The organism is Streptomyces katrae, assembly GCF_002028425.1.
Lineage (GTDB): Bacteria > Actinomycetota > Actinomycetes > Streptomycetales > Streptomycetaceae > Streptomyces > Streptomyces katrae_A.
This window is the reverse complement of record NZ_CP020042.1, coordinates 5,980,736-5,998,448: the sequence shown is the minus strand read 5'-3', so window position 1 is coordinate 5,998,448 and position 17,713 is coordinate 5,980,736. Positions and strand designations below refer to the sequence as shown.

Here is a 17,713-nt window from a genome sequence, read left to right as displayed (position 1 = left end):
TGGGACGATGGCTTCCATGGCCAAGCACCGCCGCCCCGGACCGCCCAACCAGCCGTCCCGTGCGACTCCCCGCGTCGACCCCACCGACCCGCTCGCGGCCTACAACGAACGCCGCCGCGCGCCGATGGACGTCGGCAGACGTCACCGACCGGTGAACGGCGGCGGCAGCCACCTGCGCCCGGAGGAGCCGCGGGTGCTGGAGGAGTGGAACGGCTTCATGTACACCGTGGTCGGCACCGCGCCCGATCTCGCGGCAGCGAACGCCTGGGCCAACGCCTGACCACCCTCCGTTCCGAGGGTTGCCTCACCGAGCTCTGACCCCACTGGGCATGCCCCTCGCCTGAAGACCGCCCCGGCCGGCATCGCGCGGCCCTCGCACCTGAACTGGGGGCGCGCTGCTGTGTCTACCGCACTGCCCCGGCCGCAGGCCACCTGGCTGAGATCTGCTCGTGTCTCCGGAGAGGCAACCGCTCCGGGCAGCTGCACGGTCGTCGCGGACCACCCGGCCCTGCGCGCCCGGCTGTAGCGGACACGACTCCGGCGGCCGGCCCGGGGCGGGGGGGGCGGGGGCGCCGGGCATCAGGCGTGCCAGGTGGCGGGCGTACCGGATGTCGGGCTTCCCCGCTCTCCAGCCGTCGGCGGCGCTAGCCTGATTCACCGTCAGTCCGTGGAGCAGGGGGGACACGCCGTATGCCCGTGGCCATGTACCAGGCGTTCGTGCTGTCGCGGGACAACCGGCGGGAGCACGAACGGCTGGGCCGCCGCCGCAAGAAGCTGGAGCGGCACGTCGTGCAGGAGAACACCGCCCAGGAGGAGGCGCGGCGCGCCGTCTACGAGCAGGTCCTCGTCCCGTTCTGCGAGGACCTGCGGCGGCTGCGGGGGGTTGACCTCGCGGAGCTGGCTCCGGTGGACTCGGCTGCGCACACCACCGTGGACGTGGAGCTGCGGGAGACCTGGCAGCTGGCGGCCGCCGCCGTCGGATCGGTCGCCGGAGGCGCCGTCGCCGGTGCGGGGGTCGGCGCGGCCGCCTACCTGGCCGTCGGCACCTTCGCCACCGCCTCCACCGGTACGGCCATCTCCAGCCTCTCCGGGGCCGCGGCGAGCAGCGCCACCCTGGCCTGGCTGGGCGGCGGTTCGCTCGCCGCGGGCGGCGGCGGGGTGGCCGCCGGGACGACGGTCCTGGCCACGGCCTTCATCGCCGCTCCCGCACTCCTCGTCACGGGGGCCCTGCTCGAATGGCTGGGCCGTGGGGTCCGCGAGGACCAGCGGAAGCTCGCGGACCGGCTCCGAGAGGCGGAGGCCGAGCTGACCGGGGCCCGGCGCACCCTGTCCGAGGTGTTCCAGCGCAGCCGGGAGATCCGCCTCGTGCTGGGGGACCTCGGCGCGGCCCTGCGGGAGCGGCTGCCCGCCCTCACTGCCCTGGTCCACGGCTGCGACGACTACGCCGCCTACGGCCCGGGGCAGCGTGCCCAGGTCAAGGAGGCCTTCGATCTCGCCTGCATGACCGTCGCGGTGATGAAGGTCCCGCCCGCAGGCGAGGACGGCCGGGTCCATGAGCGGTCCGCCCGGATGGTGGCCGAGGCCCGGGCCCACCTGGCGGCGCTGGGCACCGCCGCATGAACCGTACGGCCCGGGCCGGCGCCGCCGCGCAGGCCGCGTGGACGGCGCCGGACGCGGCCACGCGCCGGCTGGCCGAGGCCACCGTCCTGGCCGCGCTGACGGCCGCGGGGACGGGGGCTCCGGTGCTGCTGACGCCGGAGGAGTTCGACGCGTGGCTGGCCGACGGGGACGCCCCGCTGGTCCTCGACCCCAACTGGTGACCCGCCGGGCCCCCGCCGGTGGAGCGGCCCGGCGGGTGCGTTAGCGTCGCCGGGATTTCGTTTGCACGTGGTGGAAGGGGCCCGGCTGTGGACTGGCGGGAACTGATTCTTGGTCTTCTGCCGGAGGCGGAGCTCGCCGGGCCGGCGGACGGGGCGGATCTCGCGGGGGTGGAGCGGGTGCTGGGGCAGCCGTTGCCCGGCGACCTGGCCTCGCTGCTGCGGGTCTGCGACGGGGTGGCCGGACGGCACGGCACCGATGTGGTGTGGAGCGCCCGGCGGATCGCCCGGGAGAACGCGGAGCTGCGCGGTACGCCGGAATTCGCCTCGCTGTACATGCCCTTCGAACCGCTGATGTTCTTCGGGGACAACGGCGGAGGGGACCTGTTCGGCGTCGTGCGGGTGCCGGAGCGGTCCGACGTCTTCGTGTGGGACCACGAGTCCGACGGGCGTTCCTGGGCGGCCGGCGGCCTGGAGGACTACCTGCGGCGGGCCCTGCCGGCGGCCGGCGACTGGTACCGGTACTGAGAGGGCCGGCGCCGGCCGCAGCCGCCCGGGCAACAGCCGGGGGGCGGCCAGCGGGGGGGCGGCCAGCGGGGGGCTGGCGGGGAGGACCGGCGCGGGGAACCTCAAATGTTGCTCTGAACGTCCCCTCCCGGTGGTTGGCCCGTTCGCGTCGGGGCCATGACATCGGCACGGAGTCCTTGAGAGGGGGCGAGGGGGACATGAAGCCCATGGCACGCCTGGGGGTGGGCATCGGCTGGAGGCCGGAGATCGCCGAGGCGGTGGAGCGGCTGGAGGGGCTGGACTGGGTCGAGGTGGTGGCCGAGAACGTGTGCCCGGGCCATCTGCCCGAGTCCCTGCTGCGGCTGCGCGAGCGCGGCGTCCGGGTCGTGCCGCACGGGGTCTCGCTGGGCATCGGCGGCGCCGACCGGCCCGACGCGGGGAAGCTGGCCGCGCTCGGGGAGCGGGCCGTGGCGCTGGGGGCGCCCCTGGTCACCGAGCACATCGCCTTCGTGCGCACCTCCTCGCCCGCGCTGGAGGCCGGGCACCTGCTGCCCGTGCCCCGGACCCGGGACGCCCTGGACGTGCTGTGCGAGAACGTACGCATCGCCCAGGACGCGCTGCCGGTTCCGCTGGCGCTGGAGAACATCGCCGCGCTGGTGTCCTGGCCCGGGGAGGAGCTGACCGAGGGGCAGTTCCTGACCGAGCTGGTCGAACGGACCGGCGTACGGCTGCTCGTCGACGTGGCGAACCTGCACACCAACCGGGTCAACCGGGGTGAGGACCCGGCCGCCGTGCTGGACTCGATCCCGCTGGAGGCGCTGGCGTACGTGCACGTGGCGGGTGGTGTGGAACGCGAAGGCGTCTGGCACGACACCCACGCGCACCCGGTGCCGCCGGTGGTGCTCGACGTGCTGGCGGGGCTGCGGGAACGGGTGGATCCGCCGGGCGTGCTGCTGGAGCGGGACGAGGACTTCCCCGAGGCGGAGGAACTGGCCGGGGAGCTGGAGCGGATCCGCGCGGTGGTGGGGGCCGGGGCGGGGGGTGCGCTGCGCCTCCGCGAGCCCGTGGCCGTGCGTGCTGACGCGCCCGCTCCCGTCGACGAGGCCGTGCGGACGCGGGTGGGGCTCGGTCAGGCCGCGCTGCTGTCGGCGCTCGTCGCCGGGACGCCCGTGCCCGAGGGGTTCGACCGGCAGCGGGTGCGGATCCAGTCGCGGGCGCTGGCCGCCAAGCGGGCGTCCGTGGTGGTGAAGGTCGCGCCCGAGCTGCCCGGGATCCTGGGCGGTCCGGAGGCCTACCGCACGGCCTTCCTGGCGTACGCGCGGCGGCGCCCGATGACGGGCGGATACCGGCGTGACGCGCTGGACTTCGCGGAGCACCTGCTGATCCGGGACCTGCCCGAGGACCCGGCCGCGCGCCGCCGGCTCACCGCCTGGTGGCGGGAGCGGGCCGGGGCGCGTCCGCCCCGGCGGATCGTGCGCTGGGCGCGTGCGCTGGCGGGGCGGGGCGGACGGTGAACGGGCTGGCCGCAGCGGTCTGGGCCGCCGTCCTCCTGTCGAGTCTCGGGCTGCTGCTCGGGCCGCGGCGGGCGCGGGTGGCCGGGACGCCCGAGGTGCACGACCTGTCCGAGGCGGCGTTCCTGGCGGGCGGGCCCGGGGCGGTGGTGGACGCGGCGCTCGTCGCGCTGCTCGGGGACGGCCGGCTGGTGGCGGGCGGCCCGGGCATCGTCCACGAGGGCCAGCGGGCCCGGGGGGCGGACCCCGCCGAGCGGGCCGTGCTGTCGGCGCTGCGCTCCGCGCCGTCCGGGTGGCTCTACCAGGTGCGGTACGCCGCCATGGTGGACCCGGCCGTGCAGGAGGTGGGGGACGCCCTCGCCGCGCGCGGGATGATCGCGGCCCCCGGGACGGGGCGGGGGCGGCGGCGCTGGGGGCTGGTGCAGGCGGTGGTGTGCGCGGCGCTGATCCCGGTGTCGCTGCCGGTGACGTTCGTGGCGATGGCGCTGACGCAGGAGGCGCAGCTGCCGTTCGTGCTCAAGGTGCTGCCGGTGCTGGTGGCCGGCATCGTGGCGGGTGCGTTCGGCGCCAGGCGGGCGCGGCGGCGGGTGACCCCGGCGGGCCGGGGCGCGCTGCGGCGGGCGCGGGCGCGGCACGCCGCCGACACGGCCCCGGCGGTGCGGACCGCGCTGTACGGGCTGAAGGGGCTGCGGGATCCGGGGCTGCGGGCGCAGCTGGTGCCCGCGGCGCGCGGTACCCGGCTGGCCGCGGCCCAGGCGCGGGGGCGGGGGCGGTCGTCCGCCGGGGGCTCCTCGCACTCCTCGCATTCCTCGCATGCGTGCGGTTCCTCGTCGGATTCCGTCGATCTGGTCCCCGTGGTGTGGTGCGCCTCGGGCGACGGCGGGTCTTCGGGGTCCGGCGGCTGCGGCGGCGGTTCCGGGTGCGGGAGTTCCGGTTCGAGCTGCGGCGGCGGGTCGGGCTGCGGGGGGTCCTCCAGCTGTTCGAGCGGGTCGAGCTGTTCCAGCGGGTCCAGTTGCAGCAGCGGGTCCAGCTGTTCCAGCGGGTCCAGTTGCAGCAGCGGATCCAGCTGTTCCAGCAGCTCCTGACCGGCCCCGCCCCGGCGCCCGGGATCGCCCGGGCGCCGGCTGCGGGCAACGCCGTACCACCCCGTGAAATTTGCCATTCAAGATCTTGATGTTTGTACATCCCCATGCCAGATTCGGCGCAGCACCACCTGGGTCGACGGCGGAGCTCATCCCGGCTGCGCCGCAACAGCTGCGGGGAGAGGCCACCACCATGCCGGAGAGACAAGCGCCCGGGGACCGCCTCGCGGTGGAGAGACGGACCATCGAGGCGGTCCCGGACAGCGAGCGGCACGGTACGCCGCGCAGCCAGTTCACCCTCTGGTTCGGCGCCAACATGCAGATCACCGCCATCGTCGACGGCGCGCTGTCGGTCGTCTTCGGCGCCGACGCGCTCTGGGCGATACCCGCGCTGCTCCTCGGCAACCTGCTCGGCGGCATCGTCATGGCGCTGCACTCCGCGCAGGGACCGCGGCTGGGCGTACCTCAGATGATCTCCAGCCGGGCCCAGTTCGGGGTGTACGGCGCGGTCCTGCCGCTGCTGCTGGTGATCCTCATGTACCTCGGCTTCGCCGCGACCGGCAGCGTGCTGGCCGGGCAGGCGATGTCCGCGATGCTGCACATCGGGACGGACGCCGGGATCCTGCTCTTCGGAGCGCTGACCGCCCTGGTCGCGGTGACCGGCTACCGGCTCATCCACATCGCGGGCCGCATCGCCACCGTCGTCGGAGCGCTCGGACTCGGCTACCTGATGGTGCGGCTGTTCACGCAGTACGACGTCGGGGCGCACGTCGGCGCCAAGGGGTTCGAGGCGGCGACCTTCCTGCTCGCCGTGGGACTCGGGGCCGGCTGGCAGCTCACCTTCGGCCCCTACGTCGCCGACTACTCCCGCTACCTGCCCCGTGACACCAGCACCCGCGCGACGTTCTGGTCCACCTTCGCCGGCTCCGTCATCGGATCGCAGTGGGCCATGACGCTGGGGGCGCTCACCGCGGCCGTCGCGGGCAAGGCCTTCCTGCCCGACCAGGTGGGCTTCCTCGGCCGGCTGGCGGGCCCGGCGTTCCTCGCGTTCCTCATCTACCTGGTCATCGTGGTCGGCAAGCTGACCGTCAACTGCCTGAACGCGTACGGCGGCTTCATGTCGATCCTGACGACCGTCACCGCCTTCGACCGCCGCTCGCGCGTCTCGCCGCTGGTGCGCGCCGCCTACATCGTCGGCTTCATCGCCGTGTCCATGGTCATCGCGCTCGCCGCCAGCGACGACTTCCTGACCAACTTCAAGAACTTCGTGCTGCTGCTCCTGACCGTGTTCACGCCGTGGAGCGCGATCAACCTGGTGGACTACTACCTGATCTCCCGCGAGCGCGTCGACATCCCGGCCCTCTACGACCCGGCCGGCCGCTACGGCCGCTGGAACGCCGCCGCGCTGACCTGCTACCTCCTCGGCATCGCCGTGCAGGTCCCCTTCCTCGCCACCAAGCTGTACACGGGGGCGATCACCAAGAAGCTCGACGGCGCCGACATCTCGTGGATCGTCGGGCTGCTGGCCACCTCGGCCCTGTACTGGCTCTGGGCGCGGCGCACCGCCAACCCGCCGGCCGCGACCGTCCACCCGGCGGCTTAGCACAACCGGGCGTACCCGGGCCGCTCGTGCGGCGGTGCGCCTGTACAGCGGCGGGACCCTGACATCTCATCAGACAGGACGATGAGACGAAGGGGTCGCCATGCGGACGACGCTCGCCCGGTACGGGGTCGCCTCGGCGGCCCTCTGCCTCACCCTGTGCGCCCCGGCCGTCCCGGCCCGGGCGAGCGGCGGGGACCCCGCGGCCGACCGGCTCGCCGCCGAGGACGCCGGGGCCGAGCTGGTCGCCCGCAGGGCAGCCGCCGCTGCCGCCCTGCGGCCGGTGACCGGCGCGGCCGGAGCCCCGGCACCGGGCGTCCGTCCGGCGGCCGGAACCCGCCCGACGCAGGGCAGCCGCCCCGTGACCCGCCCCATGCCCCGGCCGCCGGCGGCCGGGGGCGGCGGGCCGCTGGAGTTCCTGCCGTGTCCCGCCGTCGAGGAACTGCCCGATCCCGTCCGCTGCGCCCTCCTGCGGGTCCCGCTCGACTACGCCCGCCCGGACGGCCCGCAGATCTCCCTCACCGTCACCCGGGTCCCCGCCTCCGGCCGCGGGGGCGCCGCCCGGCAAGGTGCGCTGGTGTTCAACCCCGGCGGGCCCGGGGCCTCCGGGACGTACTTCCCGCTCCTGGCCGGGCGGCCCGCCTGGAGCCGGATCGCCGCCGCCTACGACCTGGTCGGCTACGCCCCGCGCGGGGTCGGCCGGTCCGGCCCGCTGACCTGCCAGGACCCCGCCGAGCTGCCGCAGGGGCCGACGCAGGTCCCGGCCGAGCCCTCCCCGGCGTACAAGCGGGAGCGGCTGGCGGCCGCCCGGGCCTACGCCGAAGGCTGCGCCCGGCACGCGGGGACGGCCCTGGCGCAGTACACCACCCTGAACAACGCCCGCGACCTCGACGTGCTGCGGGCCGCCCTCGGGGAGCGCCGGCTGAGCTTCTTCGGGGCCTCCTACGGCACCTATCTCGGCGCGGTGTACGCCACCCGCCACCCGGACCGGGTCCGGCGCATGGTGTTCGACTCGGTCGTCGACCCGGACCCGCGCCGCGTCTGGTACCTCGACAACCTCCGCCAGGCCGGGGGCTTCGAGCGCCGCTGGGCCGACTTCCGCGCCTGGACCGCCCGCCACCACGACGTGTACGGGCTGGGCAGCACCGCCCGGGCGGTGCAGGAGAGCTACGAGAAGGTCCGTGCGGCCGTGGCCCGCACCCCGGCGGGCGGGGTCGTCGGTACGGGCGAACTCCAGGCGGCCTACCTCCGGGCGGCGTACTACGACGACGTGTGGCCCGAGCGTGCCGCGGCCCTGTCCGCCTACCTCCGCGGGAACCCGGCCCCGCTCACCCGGCTGGCGGCCCGCGACCCGGCGTGGGCGCAGCGGGCGGCGAACGCGACGGCCGTCTACACGGCGGTGCTGTGCAACGACGCCCCCTGGCCGGCCGACTGGGAGACCTGGGACCGCGACAACACCGAACTGGCCCGCCGGGCCCCCTTCGAGACCTGGGCCAACGCCTTCCTGAACCTGCCCTGCGCCGGCTGGCCGGTGCGCGAGCGGCAGCGGCCGGTCGCGGTCGGGGCGCAGCCGGGGGCGCGCAGGCTGCCCGGCACGCTGATCGTGGCGGCGGAGCGGGACGGTGCGACGCCCTACGCGGGCGCGCTGGAGCTCCAGCGGCGCCTGGGCGCCGGGGCCGCGCTGGTGACGGAGCGGGCGGCGGGCAGCCACGGGGTGGCCGGCGGACGCAACGCGTGCGTGGACCGGCAGGTGGAGCGGTACCTGCTGACGGGGGCCACCCCGGGGTGGCGCGTGAGCTGTGCGCCGCATCCGGAGCCCGCACCGGTGACACTGGACGACGGGGCAGCGAGCGCTCCCAGGGCGCTGCTGCCGCCGCTCGTCTGAACTTCCGGGCGGGATCTCCGGCTGCGTCGTTTCGGGGGCAGGGCCTCCCGATCCACCGGAGGCCGCTCATGTCGCGAGAGCGCGGTCGTCCTCCGGTCCTTCCCCCCAGGGGAGGTATCAGGCGAGCCCGGCCACCAGATCGGCGACGGACTTGCGGCGCCCGGTGTAGAAGGGCACCTCTTCGCGGACGTGCATCCGGGCCTCGGAGGCACGCAGGTGGCGCATGAGGTCGACGATGCGGTAGAGCTCGTCGGCCTCGAAGGCCAGCAGCCACTCGTAGTCGCCCAGGGAGAAGGAGGCGACGGTGTTGGCGCGCACGTCCGGGTAGCCGCGGGCCATCTTGCCGTGGTCGGCGAGCATGCGGCGGCGGTCCTCGTCCGGCAGCAGGTACCAGTCGTACGAGCGCACGAACGGGTAGACGCTGACGTAGTCGCGGGCGACCTCGTCGGCCAGGAAGGCCGGGATGTGCGACTTGTTGAACTCGGCGGGGCGGTGCAGGGCCATGTTCGACCACACCGGCTCCAGCGCGCGGCCCAGCTTGGTCCGGCGGAACAGGTTGTAGGCGGTCTGCAGCTCGTCCGAGGTCTCGGCGTGCCACCAGATCATGATGTCCGCGTCGGCGCGCAGGCCGGAGACGTCGTAGGTGCCGCGGACGGTGATGTCCTTCGCGGCGAGCTGGTCGAACAGCTCCTGGACCTCGTCGGCGTAGCCGCTGCGGTCCTCCGGCAGGACGTCCTTCAGTTTGAAGACGGACCACAGGGTGTAGCGGATGACCTCGTTGAGGTCCTTCGCCTTCTTCCCCGCGTTGGGAATCTTCTCTGGTGCAGTCATGTGTCCATTGTCCCGTGTGCTGATCAGTGCTCGGTGCCAGGGGTGGCCATCGAGGCGGTGACCGCCCGCGCGGCCTTCCCGGCGCTCGCGATGCAGGCCGGGATCCCGACCCCGTCGTAGAGGGCGCCGCAGACCGCGAGGCCGGGCAGGGCGGCCACGGCGGTCCGGATGCGCTCGGCGCGGGCGAGGTGGCCGACGGGGTACTGCGGCAGGCCGCCGTCCCAGCGGGTGACGGTGGAGGCCACCGGCCGGGCGGCCAGCCCGACGGCCTCGCCGAGGTCGGCGAGGGAGACGTCGACGAGTTCGGAGTCCTCGCGCTTCAGGTCGCCCTCGTCGCCGTGGCGGCCGACTGAGGTGCGCAGCAGGAAGAGCCCGGGGTCGGCGCCGGCCCAGGCCCACTTGTTGCTGGAGAAGGTGGACGCCTTGATCGTGCGGCCGTCCACGGGCGGTACGAGGAAGCCGCTGGCGGTGCCGTCGGCGATCGCCGGGGGCAGGTCGCAGCGGCGGAAGGCCAGGGTGACCAGGGCCATGGAGGCGTACTCCACCTCGCGCAGCCCGGCGGCGGCCGCGGGGGCGAGGGCGTCGAGCAGCCGGGCGGCCGGGGCCGCCGGGGTGGCGAGGACCACACCGTCGGCTTCGAGTGCCTCGCCGTCGGTGGTGATCCGCCAGCCCTGGGGCGTACGGGCGATGCCGCGCGCCGGGGTGCCGGTCAGGATGCGGGCTCCGGCGGCCCGGCAGGCTTCGGCGACGGCGAGCGGGAGGCGGCCGATGCCGCCGGAGATCCCGGCGAAGAAGGCGCCCGACGCGGCAGCGCCGGTGACGGTGGTCCGCTCGGCGGCCGCGCGGGCGGCGGCCCCCTCCTGGAGGGCGCGGACGGCTCCGGTCAGGGTGGGGTGGGCACGCGCCGCGTCGAAGAGGGCCGGGACGGCGGCGCGCATCGAGATGCGGTAGGCGTCGCCGGCGTAGACCCCGCCGAGCAGCGGTTCGACCAGCCGGTCCACGACCTCGCGGCCCATCCGGGCGGCGACGTACTCGCCGACGGCGACGTCCTCGCCGACCTCGGTGGGCGGGAGCGTGGTGTCGGCGGCGATCCGGGCGAGGCCTTCGGCGGACAGCACTCCGGAGGCGGCGAGGGCGGCCGGGTCGCCCGGGACGCCCATGACGTGGCCCCGGGGCATGTCGCGCAGGGCGCCGCGGGTCCAGAGCCGGGCGGTGGCGGTGGCCGGGGGCTGGAGGTCGTCGCCGAGGCCGACGGCCCGGGCGAGGTCCAGGGCCTCGGGGCGGCGGGCGAGGACGGACTCGGCTCCGAGGTCGACGGGGGCTCCGGCGAGCTCGCCCGCGTACAGCTTGCCGCCGAGGCGCCGGCCGGCCTCCAGGAGGGTGACGCGCAGGCCGTCGGCGAGGAGCCGGTGGGCGGCCGCGAGGCCCGCGATGCCGCCGCCGATGACGACGACATGACGCGGCGGCCCCGGCCGTCCCGCCCCGTTCGTACGCGTGTCCGCTTCGTGCATGGACCCATCGTCTCAGACCGTCCGCCGAGGCCCGAACGTGACCGCATCGGAACCGGGTCGGGATCCGGGGGGCGAAACCCGGGGCGGCGGTGCGTACGTCGAAGCGGTGACATCTGCCGAACCCCCGGGGGTACTTGACGATGCACACGCTCAGCAGACAGCACCGCGCGGCGGCGGCCCTGGCCGGCCTGTCCCTGGCCGGGGGCCTCGTGCTCACCGGCTGCAGCGCCGGCGGGGGGACGGCCTCCTCCGGAGACCGGGCGGCCGCGGCGGCCCCCCGCGAGGGCGCGCAGGGCAAGCCGGGGGCCGGGGCGGCCGCCGCCCCGGCGGCCCCGGACGCCAAGGGGCAGCCGCAGGCTCCCGTCCGGCCGAACGTCATCCGTACGGGGAAGCTGGGCATCGAGACGGCCGAACCGCAGAAGGTCATCGCGGCGGCCCGGACGGCCGCCGAGGGCGCGGGCGGTTACGTGGGCGCCGAGACCACCGACCGCGGCGACGACGGGCGGATCACCTCCACCCTGACCCTGCGGGTGCCCGGGGACCGCTTCGACGCGGTGATCGCCTCCCTGGAGGGCAGCGGGAAGCTGCTGAACCGGAAGGTGGAGGCGCAGGACGTCACCGAGAAGGTCGCCGACGTCGACAGCCGGGTGAAGTCGCAGCAGGCCAGCGTGGCGCGGGTGCGGGAGATGATGGAGAAGGCCTCCGCCCTCAGTGACGTGGTCATGCTGGAGAGCGAGCTGAGCCGGCGCCAGTCGGACCTGGAGTCCCTGCTGGCCCAGCAGAACGCGCTGAAGGACCAGACCTCGATGGGCACGCTCACGGTGTCGGTCTCGCAGCCCGATCCGGCCCCGGTGGAGAAGGAGAAGAAGGAGCGGGAGCCCGGCATGGGCGATGCCCTGGCCGGAGGCTGGAAGGTGTTCGCGCGCCTCGTCGGGTACCTCGGGCTCGCGCTCGCGGCGGTGCTGCCCTTCGCCCTCGCGGCCGCCCTGCTGGCCTTCGGGTTCCGCCTCTACCGCAGGCTGCGTCCGGCGAAGCCGAAGACGGGCCTGCGGCGGACCCTGGTGCCCCGTCAGGCCGCGGCCCCGGTCCCGGACCCGGCGGCCGACGGGCGCGACGGCGAGGACTGACGGGCCGTCCGCCCGTAGCGTGTCCCCGTAACGAAGGCGACGGCGCACGGCGCGGAGGGCGGGCAGGGCGATGGCGGCGGAACGACTGGTGGTGATCGGCGGTGACGCGGCGGGGATGTCCGCCGCGTCCCAGGCCCGGCGGCTCAGGGGCCCCGGGGAACTGGAGATCGTCGCCTTCGAGCGGGGGCACTTCACCTCGTACTCGGCGTGCGGGATCCCGTACTGGGTGGGCGGGCAGGTCGCCGGACGCGACGAGCTGATCGCCCGCACCCCCGAGGAGCACCGCGCCCGGGACATCGACCTGCGCACCCGTACCGAGGTGCTGGAGCTGGACCTGCCGGGCCGCCGGGTCCGCGCCCGGGACCTGGACGGCGGGACCGAGTCGTGGACGGGGTGGGACAAGCTGGTCCTGGCGACCGGCGCCCGCCCCGTCCGGCCGAAGCTGCCCGGGATCGGCGCGCACGGGGTGTACGGCGTCCAGTCCCTGGACGACGGCCAGCGCCTGATGGACGGCCTCGAACGTACGCGGGGCCGCCGGGCGGTCGTGGTGGGCGCGGGCTACATCGGCGTGGAGATGGCCGAGGCGCTGGTCAACCGGGGGTACGAGGTGACGGTCCTGCACCGGGGCCCGCAGCCGATGGCCACGCTGGACCCGGACATGGGCGGGCTGGTGCACAGCGCGATGAACGCCATGGGCATCGTGACCGTCTCCGGCGCCGAGGTGGTGAAGGTCCTCGAAGACGAGGAGGGCCGGGCCCGGGCGGTCGCCACGGCCTCGGGCGAGGAGTACCCGGCGGACGTGGTGGTGCTCGGCATCGGTGTGGAACCCCGTACCGCCCTGGCCCGCGAGGCGGGACTGCCGCTCGGGGAGTCGGGGGGCCTGCTGACGGACCTGTCGATGCGGGTCCGGGGCCACGAGGACGTCTGGGCGGGCGGCGACTGCGTGGAGGTCCTGGACCTGGTGGCGGGCCGGGGCCGGCACATCCCGCTGGGCACGCACGCCAACAAGCACGGCCAGGTCATCGGCACGAACGTGGGCGGCGGCTACGCGACCTTCCCCGGCGTGGTCGGCACGGCGGTGAGCAAGGTCTGCGACCTGGAGATCGCCCGGACGGGGCTGCGCGAGAAGGACGCCCTGGCGGCGGGGCTGCGCTTCGTGACGGCCACGATCCGCTCGACGAACACGGCGGGGTACTACCCCGGGGCGGCGGAGATGACGGTGAAGATGCTGGCGGAGCGGCGCACGGGGCGGCTGCTGGGCGTCCAGATCGTGGGCGGGGCCGGGTCCGCGAAGCGGGTGGACGTCGCGGCGGTGGCCCTGACCGCCGGGATGACGGTGGAGCAGGTGGTGTCCCTGGACCTGGGCTACGCCCCGCCGTTCTCTCCCGTGTGGGACCCGGTACTGGTCGCCGCCCGCAAGGCGGTCTCCGCGGTACGGGCGGCGGGGGTCTGAGGGGGGCCGCTGCGCGGAGCGGGGGCTCCGCCCCCGGACCTCGAACGCCGGCGGGGCTGGAGTTCGCGCAGCGAAATTCCAGCCCGCGCGGCGTTTGAGCGCAAACGGGGGTCCGGGGCGCAGCCCCGGGGAACGGAGGAAGGGCGGGGCGGGGAGCAGCGCCGCAGGCAGCCGCACCCGGCCCCGGACGGCTAGCGCTGCGTCTTCGTGTGGACGTAGTCCACCAGGCGGGTCAGCGCGTCGGGGTCGGTCGTCGGGAGGACTCCGTGGCCGAGGTTGAAGACGTGGCCCTCCAGGCCCGCCGCGGCGGCCAGGACCTCGTCCGTCTTGGCCTCGACGGCCTCCGTGGTGGAGAAGAGGACGGCCGGGTCCAGGTTGCCCTGGAGCGCCTTGCCGGGGCCGACCCGGCGGGCGGCCTCGTCCAGGGCGACCCGGTAGTCGACGCCCACGACGTCCGCGCCGGCCTCGCCCATCAGGCCGAGCAGTTCGCCCGTGCCCACGCCGAAGTGGATGCGCGGGACCCCGTACGAGGCGACGGACCGCAGGACCTTCGCCGACGCGGGCATGACCGAGCGGCGGTAGTCCGCCGGGGCCAGGGCGCCGACCCAGGAGTCGAAGAGCTGGACCGCGGAGGCGCCGGCCTCGATCTGGACCTTCAGGAAGGCGGAGGTGATGTCCGCGAGGCGGTCGAGGAGGGCCGCCCACAGCTCCGGGTCCCCGTACATCAGGGCCTTGGTGTGCTCGTGGTTCTTGGACGGGCCGCCCTCGACGAGGTAGCTCGCGAGGGTGAACGGCGCGCCGGCGAAGCCGATCAACGGCGTGCTGCCGAGTTCACCCGTGAGCATGCCGATCGCCTCGGTGACGTACGCGACGTCCTCCGGGGTGAGGTCGCGCAGCTGTGCGAGGTCCTCGCGGCGGCGGATGGGCTGGGCGACGACCGGGCCGATGCCCGGCTTGATGTCGAGGTCGACGCCGATGGCCTTCAGCGGCACGACGATGTCGGAGAAGAAGATCGCCGCGTCCACGCCGTGGCGCCGCACCGGCTGCATGGTGATCTCGGTGACCAGGTCGGGGCGCATGCAGGACTCGAGCATGCCGGTGCCCTCGCGGACCTTGCGGTATTCGGGGAGTGAGCGGCCGGCCTGCCTCATGAACCACACCGGGGTGTGCGGTACCGGCTCGCGCCGGCAGGCCTTCAGGAAGGCGGAATCGTACGTCTGACTCGGCTGGCCCTGGGGGCGGTCGTTGGCGCTCACGACCCAAATCTTCGCACGTATGAAGAAGTGCCCGGCCCGGCGCGGGTGTCCCTGCGCCGTACGGGCGCCCGTTCCGCCTAGTCTTCCCGGCATGGCTGCGGCTCAGGGACGATTTTCAGATGGCGCTGACGGTATGGACGGCGCGAAGGAGAGCTCGGTCCCGCTCCCGTTCCGACGGGCGGTCGACGGCATGCGCAAGGCCCGGCTGCGGCCCGGCATCGAGATCGACCCCACGAAACCGCCCCAGCGGCTGGCCCCGTACGCGTACGCGCTGGAGGCCGCGGTCGTGGACGGGGAGGAGGACCTGGCCGACGGCCGGCTGATCCTGCTCCACGATCCGGCCGGGCACGACGCCTGGCAGGGCACCTTCCGGCTGGTGACGCTGGTACGGGCGGAGCTGGAGCCGGAGATGGCGGCGGACCCGCTGCTGCCGGAGGTGTGCTGGTCCTGGCTGACCGGGGCGCTGGAGGCGCGCGGGCTGGCGTACGGGGAGCCCAGCGGGACCGTGACCATGGCGAGCTCGCACTACTTCGGCGGGCTCGGGGAGCGGCGGCCGGCGACGCAGATCGAGATCAGGGCCTCGTGGACCCCCCGGGAGGGGGTCGGCGGGGTGCCGGACACCTCCGCGCACCTGGCGTCCTGGTGCGAGCTGCTGTGCCAGATCGCGGGGCTGCCTCCGCTGGGTCCGGCGGAGGGGGCGCCGGGCGTGGTGTCCCTGCCACAGCGGCGCGGTCCGCACCACCCGTAGCGGGCGGCCCGCAGGGGCCGTCCGGAGGGGGCGGGCGGCCGGAGGGGGTCCGGCGGCGCGGGGGCGATCGCTCGGGTGCGTGACGGAGCGTCAAAGCCGTGCGGTCATGGCGGGCTTCTGATCATCCCTTGATCGATCGTGCGTCCGAATTGCCCGAATTGTTACTCACCAAATCGTGATCATTTCCTAAAGCCGGGCGGGTGACGTGCCGAAGGAGTCAGTGACCATCCGCACGGTGCGCACCGGCTTCCTTCCCCGAGCCGGCCCGTCCCGCCACTCCCCCAGGAGGCCTAGGTGTCCGTTCTTCTCGAGCAGCCCGCAAGCCTGGTCGCCTACCGCCCGAACAAGCCGACGGCCATGGTCGTCGTGGCCGACCCGCGCGTCCGTTCCACCGTGACCCGCCATCTGTGGGCCCTCGGAGTCCGCGACGTGATCGAGGCGTCGTCCATCGCGGAGGCCCGCCCCCGCGTCGGCAGCCCGCGCGACATCTGCGTGGCCGACGTCCACCTGCCCGACGGTTCCGGTCTCACCCTGCTCTCCGAGACCCGCGCCGCCGGCTGGCCGAACGGCCTGGCCCTGTCCGCCGCCGATGACATCGGAGCCGTGCGCAACGCCCTCGCGGGCGGTGTGAAGGGCTACGTGGTCACCGGCACCCGTACCAACATCGGACTCCCCACCCGGCCCGGCGCCGCCCCCATCGGTGCGGCCGCCGCCCGTATGCACCGCCGCCCCCCGGGTGCCCCGAGCCACCCGGGCGGCTACCGCGAGCTGTCCGGCCGCGAGGTCGAGGTCCTGCGCCTCGTCGCGGAGGGGCAGTCCAACAAGGCCATCGGCGTCTCGATGGGCCTGTCCGCCCTGACCGTCAAGTCCCACCTCGCCCGGATCGCCCGCAAGCTCGGCACCGGCGACCGGGCCGGGATGGTCGCCGTCGCGCTGCGGACGGGGATCATCCACTGACCCCGCCCTGAGCCACCGGGCCGGCCGCCGGGCAACCCCGGCAGGGGCCCCTGCCTCCCCCATCGCGCCCGTCGACGGAACGTTCCGGCGACGGGCGCGTCACATACACGGATACCCTTGACCGGTGACCGACGCCCAAGAGACCGCAGCACACCTGCGCACCACCACCGGGGGCGGCCCCCCGGACGAAGAGGTTTCGTCCGATGGGCTGCCGATTCCTTTGCTGGAGCCCCGCGAGGGCATCCCGCCCGTCGTGGCCGACGCCGGGGCGCTCGCCCGGGTCGTGGCCGCCTTCGCGGCGGGCACCGGCCCCGTCGCCGTCGACGCCGAGCGCGCCTCCGGGTACCGCTACGGCCAGCGCGCCTACCTGGTGCAGCTGCGCCGCGAGGGCGCGGGCTCCGCGCTGATCGACCCGGTCGGCTGCCCGGACCTCTCCGCCCTGGGCGAGGCCCTGTCCGGCACGGAATGGATCCTGCACGCCGCCACCCAGGACCTGCCCTGCCTGCGGGAAATAGGCATGGCCCCCACCACCCTGTTCGACACCGAGCTGGCGGGCCGGCTGGCCGGCTTCCCCCGGGTCGGGCTCGGGGCGATGGTCGAGGGCGTCCTCGGCTACCAGCTGGAGAAGGGGCACTCCGCCGTCGACTGGTCCACCCGCCCGCTGCCCGAGCCCTGGCTGCGCTACGCCGCGCTGGACGTGGAGCTGCTGGTGGACCTGCGGGACGCGCTGGAGAAGGAGCTGGACCGGCAGGGCAAGCTGGAGTGGGCCCGCCAGGAGTTCGACGCCATCGCCTCCGCCCCGCCCGCCCCGCCGCGCAAGGACCCGTGGCGCCGCACCTCCGGCATGCACAAGGTGCGCCGCCGCCGCCAGATGGCGGTGGTGCGGGAGCTGTGGGAGGCCCGCGACCGGATCGCGCAGCGCCGTGACGTGTCCCCGGGCAAGGTGCTGGGCGACGCGGCGATCGTGGAGGCGGCCCTGGCCGTCCCGGCGAACGTGCAGGCGCTGTCGGCCCTGCCCGGCTACGGGCAGCGGATGGGCCGGCGCCAGCTGGACCAGTGGATGGCCGCCGTGGACCGGGCGAAGGCCCTGCCCGAGAGCGAGCTGCCGCAGCCCGGCGCGGCCCCCTCGGGCCCGCCGCCGCCGCGTTCCTGGGCGGACAAGGACCCGGCGGCCGCGGCCCGGCTCTCCGCGGCCCGTGCGGCCGTGTCGGAGCTGGCCGAGGGGCTGAACCTGCCCCAGGAGAACCTGATCACCCCGGACACCGTCCGCCGCCTGTGCTGGGAGCCGCCCCGGCACGCCGACGCGGGCTCGGTGGCCGAGGCCCTGGCGGGCTACGGCGCCCGCCCGTGGCAGGTCGAGCAGGTCACCCCGGCCCTGGTGGCGGCCCTCGCCGCGAAGACCGGCTGACCGGCTGACCGGCTGACCGG

Annotated in this window: 16 protein-coding genes; 13 read left to right on the top strand and 3 right to left on the bottom strand. The window is 75.1% G+C overall.

The features are described 5' to 3' along the window. The first annotated feature begins 16 nt into the window (after positions 1 to 16). The 8 genes from B4U46_RS27250 (at position 17) to B4U46_RS27215 (ending at position 8,402) form a co-directional block, all read left to right on the top strand. Positions 17 to 280 (top strand): DUF6087 family protein, encoded by a 264-nt coding sequence (locus tag B4U46_RS27250; RefSeq protein ID WP_079432010.1) that lies wholly within the window; start codon positions 17 to 19, stop codon positions 278 to 280. A 410-nt stretch (positions 281 to 690) separates the two neighbouring features. Next, positions 691 to 1,620, top strand: a complete 930-nt coding sequence (locus B4U46_RS27245) for a hypothetical protein (RefSeq protein WP_079430287.1) — start codon at positions 691 to 693, stop codon at positions 1,618 to 1,620. Next, positions 1,617 to 1,820: a hypothetical protein gene (locus B4U46_RS27240; RefSeq protein WP_079430286.1), complete on the top strand. Its 204-nt coding sequence runs from the start codon at positions 1,617 to 1,619 to the stop codon at positions 1,818 to 1,820. The genes B4U46_RS27245 and B4U46_RS27240 overlap by 4 nt, the downstream gene beginning before the upstream one ends. 87 nt (positions 1,821 to 1,907) lie before the next feature. Further along, a complete protein-coding gene (locus tag B4U46_RS27235; RefSeq protein WP_079430285.1) occupies positions 1,908 to 2,345 on the top strand; it encodes an SMI1/KNR4 family protein in 438 nt (145 codons plus the stop codon). 197 nt (positions 2,346 to 2,542) lie between these two features. Beyond that, positions 2,543 to 3,838, top strand: a complete 1,296-nt coding sequence (locus B4U46_RS27230; protein ID WP_079432008.1) for a DUF692 domain-containing protein — start codon at positions 2,543 to 2,545, stop codon at positions 3,836 to 3,838. Continuing rightward, the gene (locus tag B4U46_RS27225) at positions 3,835 to 4,920 is read left to right on the top strand and encodes a TIGR04222 domain-containing membrane protein (RefSeq protein WP_079432009.1); all 1,086 of its coding nucleotides are present in this window, start codon (positions 3,835 to 3,837) and stop codon (positions 4,918 to 4,920) included. Before B4U46_RS27230 ends, B4U46_RS27225 begins: the two co-directional genes overlap by 4 nt. Before the next feature lie 190 nt (positions 4,921 to 5,110). Then, positions 5,111 to 6,520 (top strand): purine-cytosine permease family protein, encoded by a 1,410-nt coding sequence (locus B4U46_RS27220; protein ID WP_079430284.1) that lies wholly within the window; start codon positions 5,111 to 5,113, stop codon positions 6,518 to 6,520. A gap of 100 nt (positions 6,521 to 6,620) precedes the next feature. Further along, positions 6,621 to 8,402, top strand: a complete 1,782-nt coding sequence (locus B4U46_RS27215) for an alpha/beta hydrolase (RefSeq protein WP_237293139.1) — start codon at positions 6,621 to 6,623, stop codon at positions 8,400 to 8,402. A gap of 117 nt (positions 8,403 to 8,519) precedes the next feature. Here the strand turns inward: B4U46_RS27215 and hemQ are convergent, their stop codons facing one another. Next, positions 8,520 to 9,233 (bottom strand): hydrogen peroxide-dependent heme synthase, encoded by a 714-nt coding sequence (gene hemQ / locus B4U46_RS27210; RefSeq protein WP_042813891.1) that lies wholly within the window; start codon positions 9,231 to 9,233, stop codon positions 8,520 to 8,522. 23 nt (positions 9,234 to 9,256) lie between these two features. Beyond that, the gene (gene hemG / locus B4U46_RS27205; protein WP_079430283.1) at positions 9,257 to 10,744 is read right to left on the bottom strand and encodes a protoporphyrinogen oxidase; all 1,488 of its coding nucleotides are present in this window, start codon (positions 10,742 to 10,744) and stop codon (positions 9,257 to 9,259) included. A gap of 140 nt (positions 10,745 to 10,884) precedes the next feature. Here hemG and B4U46_RS27200 point away from each other — a divergent pair, with 140 nt between their 5' ends. Together B4U46_RS27200 and B4U46_RS27195 are read left to right on the top strand one after the other, a co-directional pair. Further along, entirely contained in the window at positions 10,885 to 11,871 is a 987-nt protein-coding gene (locus B4U46_RS27200) for a DUF4349 domain-containing protein (RefSeq protein WP_079430282.1), read from the top strand. A 70-nt stretch (positions 11,872 to 11,941) separates the two neighbouring features. Further along, the gene (locus tag B4U46_RS27195) at positions 11,942 to 13,324 is read left to right on the top strand and encodes an FAD-dependent oxidoreductase (RefSeq protein ID WP_079430281.1); all 1,383 of its coding nucleotides are present in this window, start codon (positions 11,942 to 11,944) and stop codon (positions 13,322 to 13,324) included. A gap of 191 nt (positions 13,325 to 13,515) precedes the next feature. Here B4U46_RS27195 and hemE read toward each other — a convergent pair whose 3' ends face one another. Continuing rightward, on the bottom strand, positions 13,516 to 14,580 hold the full coding sequence (hemE, locus tag B4U46_RS27190) for a uroporphyrinogen decarboxylase (RefSeq protein ID WP_079430280.1): 1,065 nt from the start codon (positions 14,578 to 14,580) through the stop codon (positions 13,516 to 13,518). A gap of 91 nt (positions 14,581 to 14,671) precedes the next feature. Here hemE and B4U46_RS27185 point away from each other — a divergent pair, with 91 nt between their 5' ends. From B4U46_RS27185 to B4U46_RS27175, 3 genes are all read left to right on the top strand, one after another. Beyond that, complete coding sequence (locus tag B4U46_RS27185) at positions 14,672 to 15,328, top strand: DUF3000 domain-containing protein (protein WP_079430279.1); 657 nt, start codon at positions 14,672 to 14,674, stop codon at positions 15,326 to 15,328. Positions 15,329 to 15,622: 294 nt separating this feature from the next. Beyond that, positions 15,623 to 16,285, top strand: coding sequence for a helix-turn-helix transcriptional regulator (locus B4U46_RS27180; protein WP_007267191.1), 663 nt, complete (start codon positions 15,623 to 15,625; stop codon positions 16,283 to 16,285). A gap of 124 nt (positions 16,286 to 16,409) precedes the next feature. Beyond that, positions 16,410 to 17,693, top strand: coding sequence for an HRDC domain-containing protein (locus B4U46_RS27175; protein WP_079430278.1), 1,284 nt, complete (start codon positions 16,410 to 16,412; stop codon positions 17,691 to 17,693). Positions 17,694 to 17,713 lie beyond the last annotated feature (20 nt).

Bases quoted from the DNA above. Each gene is read 5' to 3' on its own strand.
- B4U46_RS27250 (WP_079432010.1), top strand. From the start codon at position 17: ATGGCCAAGCACCGCCGCCCCGGACCGCCCAACCAGCCGTCCCGTGCG.
- B4U46_RS27245 (WP_079430287.1), top strand. From the start codon at position 691: ATGCCCGTGGCCATGTACCAGGCGTTCGTGCTGTCGCGGGACAACCGG.
- B4U46_RS27240 (WP_079430286.1), top strand. From the start codon at position 1,617: ATGAACCGTACGGCCCGGGCCGGCGCCGCCGCGCAGGCCGCGTGGACG.
- B4U46_RS27230 (WP_079432008.1), top strand. From the start codon at position 2,543: ATGAAGCCCATGGCACGCCTGGGGGTGGGCATCGGCTGGAGGCCGGAG.
- B4U46_RS27220 (WP_079430284.1), top strand. From the start codon at position 5,111: ATGCCGGAGAGACAAGCGCCCGGGGACCGCCTCGCGGTGGAGAGACGG.
- B4U46_RS27215 (WP_237293139.1), top strand. From the start codon at position 6,621: ATGCGGACGACGCTCGCCCGGTACGGGGTCGCCTCGGCGGCCCTCTGC.
- hemQ (WP_042813891.1), bottom strand. From the start codon at position 9,233: ATGACTGCACCAGAGAAGATTCCCAACGCGGGGAAGAAGGCGAAGGAC.
- hemG (WP_079430283.1), bottom strand. From the start codon at position 10,744: ATGCACGAAGCGGACACGCGTACGAACGGGGCGGGACGGCCGGGGCCG.
- B4U46_RS27200 (WP_079430282.1), top strand. From the start codon at position 10,885: ATGCACACGCTCAGCAGACAGCACCGCGCGGCGGCGGCCCTGGCCGGC.
- B4U46_RS27195 (WP_079430281.1), top strand. From the start codon at position 11,942: ATGGCGGCGGAACGACTGGTGGTGATCGGCGGTGACGCGGCGGGGATG.
- B4U46_RS27185 (WP_079430279.1), top strand. From the start codon at position 14,672: ATGGCTGCGGCTCAGGGACGATTTTCAGATGGCGCTGACGGTATGGAC.